This is a genomic window from SAR202 cluster bacterium (assembly GCA_016872285.1).
Lineage (GTDB): Bacteria > Chloroflexota > Dehalococcoidia > Lucifugimonadales.
Genome location: VGZZ01000029.1, coordinates 16,862 through 32,275 on the forward strand (window position 1 = coordinate 16,862; position 15,414 = coordinate 32,275).

Sequence of the window (15,414 nt, forward strand, 5' to 3'; positions counted from 1 at the left end):
GCCTTCTACTCCATCCTAACATCCCTGCTCAGCAGCAGGCACGGCTCCCCCCACTGCCTCGGACTCGCCAGGTCCCACCCCTCCGCATCATCCGCCGGCTTCAATCGAATGCCTTGGTCCCCGCCAAACAATAGCATCACGATTCCCTCCCCCGAGTCCTCCACCAGCGCCGCCTTCGCCGCCACCGGCCCCCCGCTCGACCACCCTGTCACCGCGCACATCACCTCCCGCCCCTTGGGGTCCGACGCCATTACCCGCGACACCAGCCTCGGCGGCTCCAGCGCGCTGAACATCCGGTTCACCGCCCATGAGGAGTTAGGCCCCTCCTGCACGTCCACTTCGATATACACGGTGCCGCCGCCTACCCCAGCTTGTGTCCGCGCGGCGCGTAGGGCGTAGCGTTGGGATTCCCCTTAACAAACTTCGACCCTCCCTGCTTCCCAACCACCTTCCCACCCTCAATCACCACTCGACCCCGCTGCATCACCAGGTCCGGCATCCCCAGCAATTCGAACCCGTCAAAGGACGAATAGTCCGTGTTGCCATGCTGGCCCTGGACCTTGTGCAGCCTCGTCGGGTCCCACAGCACTATGTCCGCGTCCGACCCCGGTTGCAGCGTCCCCTTCTGCGGATAAATCCCAAAAATCTTTGCCGGATTCTCGCAAAACACCTGCGCCAGCCTCGGCAGGCTTATGCGACCCCGATTGACCCCGTGGCTCCACACCACCGGCACCATGAACTCCACCGTGTTAAGCCCGTATGGCGCCTCGAAAATGCTCTCCGACGCCGCCCCCGCTGTCTTCCTCGCGCGAGTGAACCCGCCTGCGTCGCTCCCTACCACATCGATCGTCCCCTCCGACAACCCCCTCCACAAAGCGTCGGCGTCCGACTGCTCCCTCAGCGGCGGCCCCACCTTGGCTATAGGCCCCTTCTCCAAAATCTCCTCGTTGGTCAGCGTTAGATAATGCGGGCACGTCTCGGTGAACAGCAGCCCGCCGTCCTCCCGAAACCGCTGCGCTACCGGCATCGCCTCTTTGGTGCTTAGATGCACCGGGTACAGCGGCGTGCCCACAATCTTAGCGAAAGTCGCCGCCCGGTTCAGCGCCTCCGCCTCCAGCACGTTGGGCTGGGCCGGCAGGAACCACTCCGGCCCCGTCTTCCCTTCCGAGATATACCGCTCCATCAGGAACTCAATGCAGCACCCCGTCTCAGCGTGCACCATCGTCAGCCCGCCCTCCTTTGACGCCGCGTCCATGGCCCGCAGCATCGCCTCGTCGGATATCATCATCCCCCTCCGCTTGTATGCCATGAAGACCTTGAAAGACGGCACGCCCATCCGCACCAGCTCGGGAATCGACCGCGCCAGCGTCTCCTCGTCCGCCGCGGCGTAGGTCCCATGCACCGCGAAGTCCAGGTACGACAGCCGCTCCCCCTCCTCGATGAATCCCTTCACGATGTCCGTGGTGTAGCCGCTGAATCCCCAGGACTTGACGTTGCCTACAAAGGCGATAATCGTGGTAATCCCGCCGTAGGCGGCGCAGATGGAAAAGGTGTCCATCTTGTCGGCATAGACCGGGTGCGTATGCGCGTCTATCGCCCCCGGCAGCACATACCTCCCCGTCGCGTCGATGACCAGGCTGGCCGTCCGGCCCGACAGGTCCGGGGCCATATCCTTGACCTTGCCGCCTTCCACCAGGATGTCGTAGCGGCCAATCCCCTGCCCCGTCACCACCAGTCCCCCCTTCACCAGCGCCTCCGCCCGACGCGTTGCCATGGACTCCGCCTCCCTAGGTATTTTGCGTCAACACTACCACGTGTCATGAGGCCAAGCCAACACTGTTTTAGGCACACAATTGCTTCTCGGGTCGTTGACAGAAAAGGCTGATTAATGCTAAACTTCACGCTTGGAATTAGCAGTCCACCCAGGCGACTGCTAAATTGTTGTAAGGGGTTCCGCAGCATGCCTTTGTACGATTACCAGTGCGCGAAATGCCGCCACGTTTTTGAGCTTAAGCAGAGCTTCACCGACGAGCCGGTGGGCGTCTGCCCTCGCTGCTCAGGCCGCTCCAGGCGCAAGTTCCGCCCCGTCCCCATCATCTACAAAGGCTCCGGCTTCTACACTACGGACTACGCTCGCTCCAGCGTCAAGGCTAACGGCACCGGCCTCAGCTCTGACGAGAAGGACTCCAAAGACTCGACAAAAGAGTCCTCCAAGACTGAAACCAAGGCTGAGACTAAGTCTGAGGCCAAGACAGAAGCCAAGGCCGAGAAGACAGAAAAGACCGAGAAGAAGTCGGAATCCACTCCCGCCAAGGCTTAGTCCTTGCGGGTACTGCTCCAGCGCGTCGCCCGGGCCAGCGTTTCCATCAACGGACGCGAAATTGCCCAAATACCCCACGGCCTCCTCATCCTCCTCGGCGTATCCTCCCAGGACACTGAGGACGACGCCCGCTATATCGTCGATAAGACCGCCAACCTCCGCCTCTTCGCCGACGCCGCCGGCCACTTCAACCGCTCCGCCCTCGACACCTCCGCCCAGCTTCTAGTCGTCAGCCAGTTCACCCTCTACGCCGACACCCGCAAGGGCCGCCGCCCAGACTTCACCGCCGCCGCTCCTCCCGCCCATGCTGAGGCCCTCTACATGCGTACCGTCGAAATGTTCCGCGGCCTGGGCCTTAAAACCAGCACCGGCCAGTTCCGTGAGCACATGCTTGTCTCCTTGGACAACGACGGCCCTGTCACCATCCTCCTGGACAGTGCCGACCGCCTCCGTCCACGCCGAGCCTAGCTCTCTAAAAGCGTTCCTAACGAGGCCTCTAGTCTACAAAGGGGTCGTCCGCCACCCAGGAAATCCCTTCTCCCTTGATGGGAGAAGGCGAAGGTCGAAGACTCGCCGTGGCGAGATGAGGGTGAAACACTAGAGGTACGATCCATCTGGTTAACCAACCTGACGCTAGTCCCCTCTGATCCCTTTCCCCTTGAGGGGGAAAGCTAGAGCCTGTCCTGAGCTTGCCGAAGGAATGGGGGGTCGGGGTGGAAGGGCGGAGGGGTTATCACACACCCTTAAGCAAACTAAGCCCTAACTTAGCTTCTCTATCGCCTCCCCTATATACTTCCGCACCTCCTCGTCCCCCTCCGACGCCTGAAGCCCCTTCAACTCTTCCACTATACTCGCATCCCCAATCCTCCCCAGCGACGACGCCGCCCTCCACCGCACCTGGGGGCTGCTGTCGGTCCGCAGGGCCTCCATCAGCGCCTTCACCGACTCCACGCTTTTTATCCGCCCCAGCGTCAGCGCCGTCTCATTCCTCACCCTTAGCTCAGGCTCCAAACTCTCCTTCAGCAAAGGCGCCAGGTCCTTCACAATCTCTGCTGTCCCCACTTTTGCCAGACTGAAGACCGCCTCCCATCGGCGGAACGAGTCCGGGTCCTTCAGCCCCTTCACCAGCTCCGGCACCGCCTCTGGCTTCGAGAAAAATGCCAGCCCCACCGCCGCGTTCCGCACCACCACCGGGTCCGCGTCCTGCAGTGCGTTCCTGAACTGTGTCATCGTCGCCTCGGTGTCCCCCTTCACCGACTTTATCGCCGGTAGGCTCCGCCATCTAGGGTGCGGGTTGTCGTCGTGCAGCACTCGGTCAATCAGCGCCGGCGTCGCCCGCGAGTCCCCCAGCTTTGCCAGCGCATCCACCGCGTCCCACCGGTCCTTCCAGTACGGCTCCCGAGTCGCCAGGATAAGCTCTTGGAGCCGCGCGTCCCCCGGCGCCGCCATTGTTGGAGGCTGTATCGGCGTCGGAGGAATCGTTGGCGCCTGCGTTGGCGTCCGTTCAGCGATCTGGCTCCCGCCACCGGCGGGCGTCGCCGTGGGAGTCGGTGTAGGCGTAGGCATCGATACTGACGTTGGAGTAGCCGGCGGCAATGGCTCATCCGCGTCGTCCAGCATATCCAACAGGTCCTGGCTGAGGAACTCCTCCCCCTCCACCTCCCGCTCCTCCGATGTAACGTTGACCGGCGACCACGATGGCAGCAGCAGCACCGCCGCCGCCAGGCAGACCGCTAGCCCCGCCGTCAAATATTTCCAGCCCCTAATGCTCATTCTGTTTTTGAGTAAACCCCGCCATTGCTATGAAAATAGACCCAATCTTGCGGCTGGCTTCCCTCTGGTCCCTTTCCCGTGCCTCGTCATTCCGGCGAAGGTTGAACACCGTAAGCCTGTTCAATCTCGAAAACCCGATGCTAATCGGGGCCGGAGTCCGGTCCCTCTCTTCCTTCTCACCCGTGTTGATGCTCTAGCCAAGTAAATCATGGATTTCGAGGGCCCACTATTTTACCAGGCAGATTGTAAGCAAGCTAAGAAGGGGGCGGCCCGGTAATACTGGGCCGCCCCCTTTTAGAAACTTTCTTCAGAACCCTGCTCCTCCCCTAATCATTGCCTCCGCCCTTAATCTCAAACACTGCTACGCCATAATGGGAAACGGTGCCCAGCACTGGGTCCACGTCATCGTGTCGGACAGTGAACTCAAAAATGCTGGCATCCTTGATGCCGTTGGGCAGATTTATGTTGACGTACAGCCTGCCAGTCCCTGCTGAGCTGGAAGTGGTGTTGCCTGTAACGTTCACAAAGCTAAGCGGCTGGTTATTCTTAGGAGCCGCCGCGAACACCGACACTATGGTGGCGTTCACAGCCTTGCCATCCTCTGTGGTCACCAGCAGGTAGCGGGACTTGTTCTTCAGTTCCACCACCCGGACATCTACGTCCCTTGTTTCTAGTACCGAGTTCACCAGGCTCTGGAAGAACCCGGCCGTATCCTGGTTTTGTTCTTCCATGGCGTCCAGCTTGGCTTCCAGGGCCGCCACCGCAGCGTCCACGTCATTTATGTTGTTGTTAATGGAGTTGGCCGCGTTGCCCACTGCCGTGCTGGTGTTGTTATTGATGGCGGTCGTAGCGCTGCCCACCGCCGTGCTGGTATTGTTGTTGATGGAAGCCACCGCCGCGTTCACCGCGTTGGTGGTGTGGTTGTTGATGGTGTTGTCCAGCGCGTCCAACTTCGCCTCCAGCGCTGCCACAGCGGCATCCAAGTTATCTATGTTGCCGTTAATGGAGTTGGCGGCGTTACCTACTGCCATATTGGTGTTGCTGTTGATGGAATTGGCCGCGTTGCTTACTGCCGTGTTGGTGTTGCTGTTGATGGCGCCCACCGCCGCGTTCACCGCGTTGGTGGTGTGGTTGTTGATGGTGTTGTCCAGCGCGTCCAGCTTGGCTTCCAGGGCAGCCAGGACGTCGCCGAAGATCGCCAGCGTCGCCCTGACCTCCGCATCGAAGCTGTTGAACTGAGTATAATGCGCGTTGGCGGCATTGCTCATGGCTAACAGTGCCCCGCGCACGTCCACGTCGAAGGCGTCGAATTGGGAGTTCAGCGAGTTGATCTGAGCATCCAACGAGTCCAGCTTGGCCTCAAGGGCGTCCACCGACACGTGAAGGTTGGAGACCATGGTCTGGATCTGGTCAGTCGTGTTCTGCAAGTTGCTGATGTTGCTGTTCACCGTGGTGACCTGCTGGTTCAGCAATTGCACCTGCGTAGACAGGTTGTCCACGCTCGTCTGGCTGGCTAACCCGGAAAAGTCCAGGTTGTCCAGCTTTGCTTCTACCGCCGCTACCGCTGTCTCAATGTCAAAGAGTATGCACGCTACCGAGTTGGTGACGCTGTTGGCGTTATGGGTGTCCGGGTCCTGGTTGGCAGCGTTGTTGCAGAAGGCGCTGCCGCTGATATTGGCCGTGCCGCCGTTGTTAAAAACCGCGCCGCCAACGCCTATTCCGCCAGCAGCGCCGCCGCAGCAGTAGCTATGGCCGCCATTGCCGCCGGCCCCCATGTTCCCGTTGAACTGGCTGTTATTCACCGTTAGGGTCGCGCCGCTGTGCACAAACACACCGCCGCCGAAACCCGCTCCGCCGCCGCCGCCCGACGAGCCGCTGCAGCACTCGCCGCCGGAGCTGCCGCCGCCAAACCCGCCCGTGCCGATGCCGCCGTTGGTGTTGCCGCCGCAGGTGCTGGCTCCAGGCCCGCCGCCGCCGCCGCCCGCAGGCCCGCCGCCCGCCCCGCCGGCGCCCGTGAAAACACCGCCCTGCTACCCGCCATTGGCGCCATTCCCGCCCCGGGCCTCACCGCTGGCTATTACGCTGCTGTTGATTGTTAAGCTGGAACCACTGGCGACTACGATGTTCCCTCCCAGACCCGCTCCGCCGCCGCCACCGCCGCCGGGAGGCGTGGAACCCGGCGAGCCGTTCGCGCCCGCGTTCCGTCCGTTCTTTACCGTCACCCCGGAAATGCTGACCGTCGAATTATTCGACACCGAAAACACTCGGCTGGAGTTGTTGCCGCTGATGCTGACACTTCCAGCCCCGGGACCCGCGATCGACAGATTCTTATCAAGGATTATCTCTCCTTTGGTGAGCGTTATTGTGCCGGTTACACTAAAAGAGATAGTCTCTCCGGGTGATGCCGCAGCTACGCGGTCCCGCAGTGATCCCGCGCCGCTGTCGTTCAGATTCGTAACCGTCAGCGTGGCCGCGTGGGCCGGCTTGTGTAAGCCAGTCCCAAGACCAGTAAAGCCAGCACGGCCAGCGCCCCTACCCGGCGCCACGCCTGCCGCCTCTCTCCTAGAACCCCAAGATAACTCGACATTTCTCCTCCTTAATCTGCACCCCTGCTCTCTGTCAGGCGATGCCGCAGGATTTTGACATACAACCTGAAAACAAGCAAGACAAAATTGTCATAAACGTGAGAACATGGCTACGCCTACATAAACAGGGAGGGCCGGGGAACCGGCCCTCCCTTCAGACTGTATATTCGTTGCTGCTACTTCTTGGCGCCACCCTTCCCGTTATTGAACGGCAGGTCTTCCAGCATCTGAATAATAGTATCCAGCTTCGCCTCCAGGGCATTCAGAGCATTCCTGTGGTGCAGCAGTTCGCCGCGCACATCTACGTCAAAACTGTCAAACTGCATGTCGTGGGCGTTGAGGCTGTTCCCTAAATTGAACAGCGCCCCGCGTACATCCACGTCAAAGTTGTCAAACTGGGTGTTAAAGGCGTCCATCTTGGCTTCCAGCGCCGCTATCGCCGCGCTGTCGTCGCCGATGCTGATGCCTGAGATGGCGTTCAGAATCGCCGTCTGGGCGCTGGCTATGTCGCCGCTAATATCTCCCTGCCCCGCCAAAAGCGTGTCCGACTTCCCTTCCAGCGCGTCTATTCCCGCCTGCACGTTCTGCAGGGCCGTTAGAACCGGGTCCGGTGGCGCAAAAGTCCTAAAGCCGTGGTCAAGCGTAGCCTGGGGCGCGCCGCCTGCAATCAATCGGCCGTTGGGATACAGGTCATTGTCATAGCACCAGGCTACGTTATTGGCCGCGTTGGGTGAGGACGCCGCCAGCACGTAGGTGTTGCCCGGCGTCACTACCACCGGCGTCGTCAGTTCTATGTGCACCTGGGGCCCGGCATGACCGTCTACGCCGGTTACGTTCACATTGGTCGTGATCCCGCCTGCCAAAGCGCCCGTTATTGTCCCTGACCGTATCTCTATCGTCATCTGCGGATTATTGACTCCGAAATTGGACAAGGCCATATCCACCGCCACTATGGGCGATTTTGTGGGAATAAACTCCTGGCCCCGTTGTCCTGTAACGCCAATAGCTATGCTGGTGCAGCTTGAAAAGTCCCCCCTGGCGGTTGACCCGTGTTTGCCTGGTCTATAACGCCGTGCGCCGACACCTTCGGAATCCCGCCTCCCATCATCATCACCAACGCCGCCAGCACCGCCATCATCGCTACTATCATCCACCTCTGCGTAACCCCCCTGCCTAACACCGCCAGTCCTGATCCAGACCTCGCCATATCTCCTCCTTAATTTTCCCGTTCTTTGTCTCAGGACGAGCGGGAAGTCTGCCATGCTGCCTTCAAAAAACCAAGGCAAAATTGTCACATACTGAAAACTATGTCCAACCTGCCACAAACAAAAAGGGCCGGATCCCCGGCCCAATTTCTCAACATAAAAGTTAGCCCTTATTAGATTTTCAATCAGGACTTATAGCCGGCTTTCTCTCCGCCACCCTCCTCCCCGACGCCCTCCGCCCCCACGCCATCCTCCGACCCCTCAGACTCGTCCCCGCCAGCGTCACCACAAACAGCCCCGCCGCCACCAGCACAATCGTAGCCCCTGACGATACGTCGATGTAGTAGCTCAGATATATCCCCGCCAGCCCGCAGAACCCGCCCAGCGCCGTGGACAGCGCCATCATCGTCTTGAAACTATTTGTTAATAATCTAGCGACGATGGGTGGAATCACTATCGCCGCCGCTATCAGCGTCACCCCCAAAACCTGCATAGACACCACTATCGTCGCCGCCAGCACCAGCGAGAACCCCGTGTCCACCCACCCCGTCGGCACCCCATAATACCTCGCTACCTCTTCATCGAAGGTCGTGAACAGGAACAGCTTGTAGCCGACGAACACCAGCACCGCCGCCGACGCCGACACCACCGCCAGCGCCAAAATGTCCCCATTGCTCACCCCCAAAATGTTGCCGAACAGCGCCGCGTCAAAGCTCCGCGTAAACGTCTTGTACCGGCTGATAAGCGCGATGCCCACCGCGAAGCTGGCCGTCGTGATAATGCCGATGGCCGCGTCTGCCCCTATCTTCCGCTCCCGTGTGGTTAAACTGATAAGCAGCGCTGATATAAACCCCCACAGGCTCGCGCCGACATAGAAGTTAAAGGACATAACGTAACTGACCACCGCGCCGCCGAAGACGGCGTGCGACAGCCCGTGCCCAATGTATGACATCCGCCGCAGCACAATGTACACGCCGATAAGCCCGCACAGGGCGCTGGCCAGCGTAGCCGCAATAAGCCCTTTAACGAAGAACTCGTACTCAAAAGGCTCAAACACCGCTCAACCTCTGATATCCTTGCTGCGCACTGCAGCAGTGCAATTAAAACCCATGGGGTGAGGGGCATCCCGCAAACCTTCTTCTCCCTTGATGGGAGAAGGTGCAGGATGAGGGTGAAACCCTAGCTCCACGAGACGGACATTAGAGCTACTTCCCATTACCCCCTCTCAGCCTCAGATGAATTAACGCCAACCACCTTGTGCTCGTGCGACCCGTGGGACGGCTTCGCTCCGCCGTTGCGGCCATAGGCGTGGGACCGCTCCCCCACCAGCGTCAGGCCGTTGTAGTGGATTACCGGCATGTCCGCCCCGTAAGTCCGGCTCAAGGTCTCCGTCGTGAACACCTCCGACGGCGGCCCTGACGCCAGCACCCGCCCGTTGATGCACACCACCCACGGCAAATGCGCCGCCACCGAGTTTATCTCGTGCGTCGTCAGCACTATGGTCACGCCGTCGTGGTTAAGGTCGTGCAGCAGGTGCATCACGTCGTCGCGAGTCTTTATGTCCACCCCCGACGTCGGCTCGTCCAAAAGCAGCAGCTTGGGGCTGCTCACCAGCGCCCTCGCCAGGAACACCCGCTGTTGCTGCCCCCCGGACAGCTCCCGTATGTGCCGCTTGGACAGGCCTCCAATTCCTAGCCTTTCCATGATATCCAACGCGGCTTTTTTATCCCGCGCTCCAAACCACGGAAACGCCACCTTGTCCATCGTGCGCCCCATCATCACCGCCTCCTCCACCGTCACCGGAAAGTTCCAGTCGATGGCCTCCAACTGCGGCACGTAACCCGCCCTCGGCCTCTTCTCCCCCACCAGCGTCCCATCCACCACCGCCCGGCCCTCATATATCTCCACCGCGCCCAGGATGGCCCGCAGCAGCGTCGTCTTCCCAGACCCGCTCGGCCCTAGCAGCCCCACAAAGTCGCCTTCATGTACCACCAGGTCCACGTTCTGAAGAACAGCCTGACCGTTATATCCGCAGGTCATCCCCTCCAGGCTCACCGCTGGCTTCTCGCGACGCCGCTCATGTGGATATGGATGCAGCATTCAGTCCTCTATTGCGGGTACACCGCGCCGCTCGACCCTTCGAACACCGGGCTGGGATCCAGCCCCGACAGCTTGCTCTTGTCGCCCCCCAGGGCCTCGACCATAATCTCCATGTTCTGCGATATCAGACCCAGGTACGAATGTCTGGCATCCCCCGGCGCGCCGGGCAGGTCGTCGTCCCGCAGGCTGTCGACAAACCTGGCCCCGCCTTCTCTGGCGATCTGTTGCAGCACCGGACTCGGAAACACCTCCGACCCGAACACCGCCGGTAATTTCAGATCCCTTACTTGGTCTATCAGATTCGCCACCTCCCTCGCCGACGGCTCCGAGAAGTCGGCGGGCTGCGCCGCTCCCACCACCTCCATCCCGTACCGCCTCGCGAAATACGCCCACGAGTCGTGGTAGGTCAGCAGCTTCCGGTTCTGCGATGGTATGCTGGCGATTGCCTCCTTGATCATCCTATCGTAGTCCACAATGCGCTCCCGAAACTCCGCCAGGTTCGCGTCGTAGTATTCTTTGTTTTCCGGGTCCATCTCCACCAGCTTGCCGTGAATAAGTTCGGCGTACCGCAGCCCCAGCATAGGGTCGGGCCACAGGTGCGGGTTGGGGTGTCCCTCCGACTCGGGAAAGCTGAAGTCGAAGGCCCACTCACCCCTGCTGATAGTGTTGTCCCCAAGCAGCAACACCTGCGCAGAGGCCTTCTTGTTCGCCTCCGCCATCTCCAGCGTCGGCTCCTCTAAAAACAGTCCGTTCACCACAATCAAGTCCGCCTCCGACAGCAGCCTCGCCACCGAAGGCGCAGGCTCAAACGTATGCGAGTTCACCCCCTCCGGCACAATCCCCTCCACTCTAATTCTCTCCCCCCCAATGTTCTCCGCAATGCTCGTTATCGGCGACACCGTCGTCACCACCTTCAGCTTCGTCCCGTCACTATTGCTATCGTCTCCACACGCCAGCGCAAAAACGGTCGCGGCCAGGGTAAGTATGACCAGGAGTCGGCTAATCACTATTATTATTTCCCTTTCCTCATTTCGCTTCTGTTTGCTTTGGATGTTGTGCGCCAGTCTCGGCGCTCACTCTCCCATCTGGTCCCCCTTCTTCTCCTATTGCAAAGGAGAAGAAGGGGTTAGAGCCTGCCCTGAGCTTGTCGAAGGGGGATGATGAGGTGATCCTTATTTTCTCTTCCCCTTCTTCCAGCAGGCTGTACTCAGTCCCGATGCAGTCGGGAAAGGGGCCAGGGGATGGTATCCCGATTATGAACAAGGAATGTATTCTGCGTCATACGCCTTGAGGGGAAGATTAGGATTAGGTCGGAACCTTGGCGTGGCGGAAGTTACCACTTAACACTCCTAACCGAAAAGTATCCTCATTTCCTCCCAGTTTTCTTGGCGCACTTCGCGCACACGCCCGTCACCGTAAAATTGTCCAGGTCCGGCTCAAAAGCGAACTCCTTGACCAGCGTCTGTCGAAAGGCCTTGAGATAGGCCGGGTCCAGGTTGTACGCGCCCCCGCACGCCCGGCACACCATATGGTGATGCTTCCTATGCGGGTCCGTCAGCTCAAAATGCAGCCGGTCCCCAATCGCCACCTCCGTCACCACCCCCAGCTTCTTCAGCAAGTGCAGTGTCCGATAAACCGTGGCGACATCTATATACGGGTACGACTCCTTCGCCCTCCCGTATACCTCATCAACCCCCAGATGATCGTCGCTGTGCGCCACTATGTTCAGGATCAGCATCCGCTGCGGCGTCAGCCGTACTCCCCGCTCCCGCAAAGATTCAATGGTATCCGAATGTCTTGTCATGCAAAAACTAGATGTTGCAATTATTTGCAACAACAAAGATAGGCGTTACCCCGACCTATGTCAACTGTTCTTACGAGGCGGTTCTCATTGCATGTATATGCCCAACACAGGGCTGGGACTCATGAAGAAGAACCGTAACTGTCATTCTGAGACGCAGTCGAAGCCTGCCCTGAGCCTGGTCGAAGGGAATCTAATCAACGTGTCTGCTACCACGCCCCATCTTAAACTTACACCTCAACCTCGGAATGTAGGGGCGAGGTCACTCCACCACCGCTATTCTTTATACGACGTGGAGGCTCGATTTATCGGCCCTCGCCCTCCCCCTCTCCTCCCCCATATGAGTTCTATTACACGTGAAGGATTGAGGCTGTAAACAAGAGATAGAATTGTATTCCGAGCGTAGTCTCCCCAACCTTAGTTTCTATTCAATTAGGGAAGCTCGATTTATCGGCTTGTACTCGCACGAGGTCGAGGAATCTGTCATGACCGCAGCCTGGCCATCATCCTTGCCACTACGCTACGCATCTCTTCTCGTCTGCGATAGCGCAAACAGTACCCAGCCTCCGAACCCGGCCCTCTACCCCATCCGCCACCCCGGCTGCGACAGCACGTCTGCCAGCGGCGACACGCCTCCAATCAGGCTGAGGTCAATGGCCTTCACGTCCGCCACCCCGCACATCGCCATCGTCATCTGTGTCTCCTCCCGCAGCACCTGCAGCACCCCTCGTACTCCCTCCTCACCGGCTACCGCCAGCCCCCAGAACACCGGCCTCCCAATCAATACCGCCCTCGCCCCCAACGCCAGCGCCTTCACTATGTCGCTGCCGCGGCGTATCCCTCCATCCACATACACCTCCGCCTTCCCGTCCACCGCCTCCACCACCTCCGGCAGCATCTCTATGGCCGAAAATTCGGTGTCCAGGATGCCTCCGCCATGGTTCGACACTACCACCGCCTTGGCGCCGTGCTCCACGCACCGCCGCGCGTCGTCCCCGCGCATCACGCCCTTGGGAATAACCGGCAGTCGAGTCTTCGACGCCAGCCACTCCAAGTCCTCAAACGTCGCGCCTGGGTCTCGAATATCGAATAAAACCTTGCTCCCCTCGCCGTTCTCTTTCAGCCCCAGCCCCTTGTAGTTGGGCAGCGTCAGGCTTGCGTTGCTGTTCCGCAAGTCCCGGTCCCGCTTAGGCCGCGCCTTGGAGTCCACCGTCACGCATATAGCCTTGTACCCCGCCTTCTCCGCTCGATTTGCAAACTCTAGATTTAGCCCTTTGTCCCTGAAGAAGTACTGCTGGAACCATCGCGTTCCCGCCCCCGCCAATGCCACCTCCTCCATCGTCTTCAGCGCCGCCGAGCTTAGCATCATCACCACGCCCTCCGCTCCCGCCGCCCTCACCGACGCCACCTCCCCGTCCTTGTGCGCCCGGGCGTGGAACCCTGCTGGCGCCAGCATCACCGGAAATGACATCTTGTGCCCCAGTACCGTGGTGGCTGTCTTTACGCTGCTCACGTCCGTCAGCATCTTAGGCCGCAGCATAATCGTTCCGTAAATCTCGCGATTTCGCCGCAGCGTGAACTCCTCCCCCGCTCCGCCGGCGATACGCTGGTACTCGAGGCTCGGCATCCGCTTCTTGGCCTCGGCCTCATACTCGAAAAGGTTTATCAGGTTCTCGGCCATTCTAGTCTCCTGCTACGCGATGGGCGGCCTCAGCCCGCCGATGTTCGACAGCGCCGCCATCAACGGCGACGTGGTGCCCACAAAGCTGCGGTCAATGCTCTCCAGGTCCGGCGTCCCGCACATAGCCATGGTTATCTCCAGCTCCTCCCTAAGCATCTGCAAGACCGACCGCAGGCCCTCCTCGCCTCCCACCGCCAGCCCCCAGAACAACGGCCTGCCAATGAGCACCGCCTTGGCCCCCAACGCCAGCGCCTTGAATATATCCGTCCCTCGGCGAATCCCCCCGTCCAGATACACCTCCAGCTTCCCGTCCGATGCGTCCACCACCTCCGGCAGCACCTCGATAGTCGCGAAGGTCGTGTCTAGCTGCCGCGCTCCGTGGTTGGACACTATCAGTCCCTTTACACCATGCTCGGCGCACAGTCTGGCGTCCTCCCCTGTCATAATTCCCTTCACGATAACCGGCATCGTCGTGTTGGACAGCACCCAGTCCAGGTCCTTCCAGCTAGCCCCCGGGTCGCGAATGTCGTTGAGCCCTGCCGGAGCGTCGGGCGTGAACTCCCACGAATACGGCTTCAGCTTCAGCCCCGCATAGTTGGGCGGCGAGTCGCTCACATACTTGTTTCGAATGTTCCGCTCCCGCTTGGGCTTCACCTTGGAGTCCAGTGTCAGGCATATAACGCTGTACCCCGCCTCCTCCGCCCGCTGCATCATCTCTTTGGTCAGTCCAGGATCGCGATAGATGTACTGCTGGAACCATATCGGCCCTGTAGCGTGCTTCGACACCTCCTCCAGCGTGTGGCTCGCCGCCGAGCTGACAACCATCAGCGTCCCCTCCGCGCCCGCCGCCTTCACCGTCGCTATCTCGGCGTCCGGGTGCGCCCGCTTGTGTGCCCCGGCCGGGTCCAGCATGATCGGGAACTTGATAGGATGCCCCAAAACGCTGGTCGACGTATCGATGTGGCTTACGTCTGTCAGCACCCTGGGCTTCAGCAAAATCGACTCGTAGACCGCGCGAGTCCGGCGCAGCGTTATCTCGTCCGTCGCCCCGCCGGCGATGAAATCGTACTGCTCCTTGGGCAGCGTCTTCTTCGCGACTGCCTCGTAATCGTAAATGTTGACCAGGCGTGACTTGTCCAGCATGACGGGTCTCCTCAGCGATAAGCCATTGGCGCAGCGGAGTATATGACGCCCTCAAAGCACGGTCAATCCACACGCCAACATACCCCCTGACCAGTCATGAAAGCACGATTACGTTTCCTACCCCATCCGGTTAATCCGCTGTCTCCCCACCACCCTTAGGTGGCTGATGCTATTCCAGGACTGTAGCACCTTTGCACGAAAACTAAGCCGGCGCTTTTTGGAAGAGTCAAGCGGAAGCAAAACCCGCGCCGAGAGGGGGGTGTCCCCTCAGGTTCCCCTTCTTCTCCTATCGCGAAGGAGAAGAAGGGGTTAGAGCCTGCCCTGAGCTTGTCGAAGGGGGATGATGAGGTGATCTTATTTTCTCTTCCCCTTCCAGCAGGCTGTACTCAGTCCCGATGCAGTCGGGAAAGGGGCCAGGGGATGGTATACCGAGTGAGAACAAGTCTGGCGTTTCATGCAAAGTGGACTGTAGTTAATAAAAAGAGTGAGTCATGTATGTCATTCTGAGACGCAGTCGAAGCCTGCCCTGAGCCTGGTCGAAGGGAATCTAATCACCGTGACTGCCACCACACCACATCCACCCACCCACACCCTTCCGTCCCATCCCCCTACCAACGGCAACAAACGCCGCTAGCGTCACCCCCTCAGGAACTCAATATCCAACCTATCGCCAGCCCGGCCAGCACCGCCGCCCCCAGCAATGCCCCCTCCACCAGGTCCGCCCCGGACCCCCAGTTCATCCCTGCCCCGCTCGACAGCGCCACCACTACTATGGAACCCTTCCCCAGGTCCGGCAGCATTGTCAG

The 15,414-nt window shown here is 60.0% G+C and carries 17 protein-coding genes; 2 read left to right on the plus strand and 15 right to left on the minus strand.

The features are described from left to right. Window positions 1-5 precede the first annotated feature (5 nt). A complete protein-coding gene (locus tag FJ320_08770) occupies window positions 6-350 on the minus strand; it encodes a hypothetical protein (protein ID MBM3926063.1) in 345 nt (114 codons plus the stop codon). Window positions 351-361: 11 nt separating this feature from the next. After that, the gene (locus FJ320_08775) at window positions 362-1,774 is read right to left on the minus strand and encodes an amidohydrolase family protein (GenBank protein ID MBM3926064.1); all 1,413 of its coding nucleotides are present in this window, start codon (window positions 1,772-1,774) and stop codon (window positions 362-364) included. Window positions 1,775-1,960: 186 nt separating this feature from the next. Here FJ320_08775 and FJ320_08780 point away from each other — a divergent pair, with 186 nt between their 5' ends. Continuing rightward, the gene (locus FJ320_08780; GenBank protein ID MBM3926065.1) at window positions 1,961-2,320 is read left to right on the plus strand and encodes an FmdB family transcriptional regulator; all 360 of its coding nucleotides are present in this window, start codon (window positions 1,961-1,963) and stop codon (window positions 2,318-2,320) included. A 3-nt stretch (window positions 2,321-2,323) separates the two neighbouring features. After that, complete coding sequence (locus tag FJ320_08785) at window positions 2,324-2,788, plus strand: D-tyrosyl-tRNA(Tyr) deacylase (protein ID MBM3926066.1); 465 nt, start codon at window positions 2,324-2,326, stop codon at window positions 2,786-2,788. 291 nt (window positions 2,789-3,079) lie between these two features. On the opposite strand, the gene FJ320_08790 is transcribed toward FJ320_08785, so the two are convergent. The 13 genes from FJ320_08790 to FJ320_08850 form a co-directional block, all read right to left on the minus strand. Next, the gene (locus FJ320_08790; GenBank protein ID MBM3926067.1) at window positions 3,080-4,093 is read right to left on the minus strand and encodes a HEAT repeat domain-containing protein; all 1,014 of its coding nucleotides are present in this window, start codon (window positions 4,091-4,093) and stop codon (window positions 3,080-3,082) included. Between the two features lie 326 nt (window positions 4,094-4,419). Beyond that, window positions 4,420-5,919, minus strand: coding sequence for a hypothetical protein (locus FJ320_08795; protein ID MBM3926068.1), 1,500 nt, complete (start codon window positions 5,917-5,919; stop codon window positions 4,420-4,422). Further along, window positions 5,898-6,134: a hypothetical protein gene (locus FJ320_08800; GenBank protein ID MBM3926069.1), complete on the minus strand. Its 237-nt coding sequence runs from the start codon at window positions 6,132-6,134 to the stop codon at window positions 5,898-5,900. Before FJ320_08800 ends, FJ320_08795 begins: the two co-directional genes overlap by 22 nt. Next, window positions 6,124-6,639 (minus strand): hypothetical protein, encoded by a 516-nt coding sequence (locus tag FJ320_08805; protein ID MBM3926070.1) that lies wholly within the window; start codon window positions 6,637-6,639, stop codon window positions 6,124-6,126. The genes FJ320_08800 and FJ320_08805 overlap by 11 nt, the downstream gene beginning before the upstream one ends. Before the next feature lie 215 nt (window positions 6,640-6,854). Further along, window positions 6,855-7,580: a hypothetical protein gene (locus FJ320_08810; GenBank protein ID MBM3926071.1), complete on the minus strand. Its 726-nt coding sequence runs from the start codon at window positions 7,578-7,580 to the stop codon at window positions 6,855-6,857. 104 nt (window positions 7,581-7,684) lie between these two features. Continuing rightward, window positions 7,685-7,885, minus strand: a complete 201-nt coding sequence (locus tag FJ320_08815) for a hypothetical protein (GenBank protein ID MBM3926072.1) — start codon at window positions 7,883-7,885, stop codon at window positions 7,685-7,687. A gap of 179 nt (window positions 7,886-8,064) precedes the next feature. Further along, window positions 8,065-8,940 carry a metal ABC transporter permease gene (locus tag FJ320_08820; protein MBM3926073.1) on the minus strand — a complete coding sequence of 292 codons (876 nt, stop codon included), beginning with the start codon at window positions 8,938-8,940 and terminating at the stop codon, window positions 8,065-8,067. 158 nt (window positions 8,941-9,098) lie between these two features. After that, a complete protein-coding gene (locus tag FJ320_08825) occupies window positions 9,099-9,923 on the minus strand; it encodes a metal ABC transporter ATP-binding protein (GenBank protein ID MBM3926074.1) in 825 nt (274 codons plus the stop codon). Window positions 9,924-9,991: 68 nt separating this feature from the next. After that, window positions 9,992-10,999: a zinc ABC transporter substrate-binding protein gene (locus tag FJ320_08830; protein ID MBM3926075.1), complete on the minus strand. Its 1,008-nt coding sequence runs from the start codon at window positions 10,997-10,999 to the stop codon at window positions 9,992-9,994. A 10-nt stretch (window positions 11,000-11,009) separates the two neighbouring features. Then, window positions 11,010-11,246 carry a hypothetical protein gene (locus tag FJ320_08835; GenBank protein MBM3926076.1) on the minus strand — a complete coding sequence of 79 codons (237 nt, stop codon included), beginning with the start codon at window positions 11,244-11,246 and terminating at the stop codon, window positions 11,010-11,012. Between the two features lie 103 nt (window positions 11,247-11,349). Next, window positions 11,350-11,787: a transcriptional repressor gene (locus tag FJ320_08840; protein ID MBM3926077.1), complete on the minus strand. Its 438-nt coding sequence runs from the start codon at window positions 11,785-11,787 to the stop codon at window positions 11,350-11,352. 577 nt (window positions 11,788-12,364) lie between these two features. Next, complete coding sequence (locus FJ320_08845) at window positions 12,365-13,465, minus strand: alpha-hydroxy-acid oxidizing protein (protein MBM3926078.1); 1,101 nt, start codon at window positions 13,463-13,465, stop codon at window positions 12,365-12,367. A gap of 12 nt (window positions 13,466-13,477) precedes the next feature. Next, entirely contained in the window at window positions 13,478-14,608 is a 1,131-nt protein-coding gene (locus tag FJ320_08850; protein MBM3926079.1) for an alpha-hydroxy-acid oxidizing protein, read from the minus strand. Between the last annotated feature and the right edge of the window lie 806 nt (window positions 14,609-15,414).

Excerpts from the sequence above, each read along its gene's own strand:
- FJ320_08775 (MBM3926064.1), bottom strand. The coding sequence starts at position 1,774 with ATGGCAACGCGTCGGGCGGAGGCGCTGGTGAAGGGGGGACTGGTGGTG.
- FJ320_08780 (MBM3926065.1), top strand. The coding sequence starts at position 1,961 with ATGCCTTTGTACGATTACCAGTGCGCGAAATGCCGCCACGTTTTTGAG.
- FJ320_08790 (MBM3926067.1), bottom strand. The coding sequence starts at position 4,093 with ATGAGCATTAGGGGCTGGAAATATTTGACGGCGGGGCTAGCGGTCTGC.
- FJ320_08800 (MBM3926069.1), bottom strand. The coding sequence starts at position 6,134 with ATGGCGGGTAGCAGGGCGGTGTTTTCACGGGCGCCGGCGGGGCGGGCG.
- FJ320_08810 (MBM3926071.1), bottom strand. The coding sequence starts at position 7,580 with ATGACGATAGAGATACGGTCAGGGACAATAACGGGCGCTTTGGCAGGC.
- FJ320_08815 (MBM3926072.1), bottom strand. The coding sequence starts at position 7,885 with ATGGCGAGGTCTGGATCAGGACTGGCGGTGTTAGGCAGGGGGGTTACG.
- FJ320_08825 (MBM3926074.1), bottom strand. The coding sequence starts at position 9,923 with ATGACCTGCGGATATAACGGTCAGGCTGTTCTTCAGAACGTGGACCTG.
- FJ320_08840 (MBM3926077.1), bottom strand. The coding sequence starts at position 11,787 with ATGACAAGACATTCGGATACCATTGAATCTTTGCGGGAGCGGGGAGTA.
- FJ320_08845 (MBM3926078.1), bottom strand. The coding sequence starts at position 13,465 with ATGGCCGAGAACCTGATAAACCTTTTCGAGTATGAGGCCGAGGCCAAG.
- FJ320_08850 (MBM3926079.1), bottom strand. The coding sequence starts at position 14,608 with ATGCTGGACAAGTCACGCCTGGTCAACATTTACGATTACGAGGCAGTC.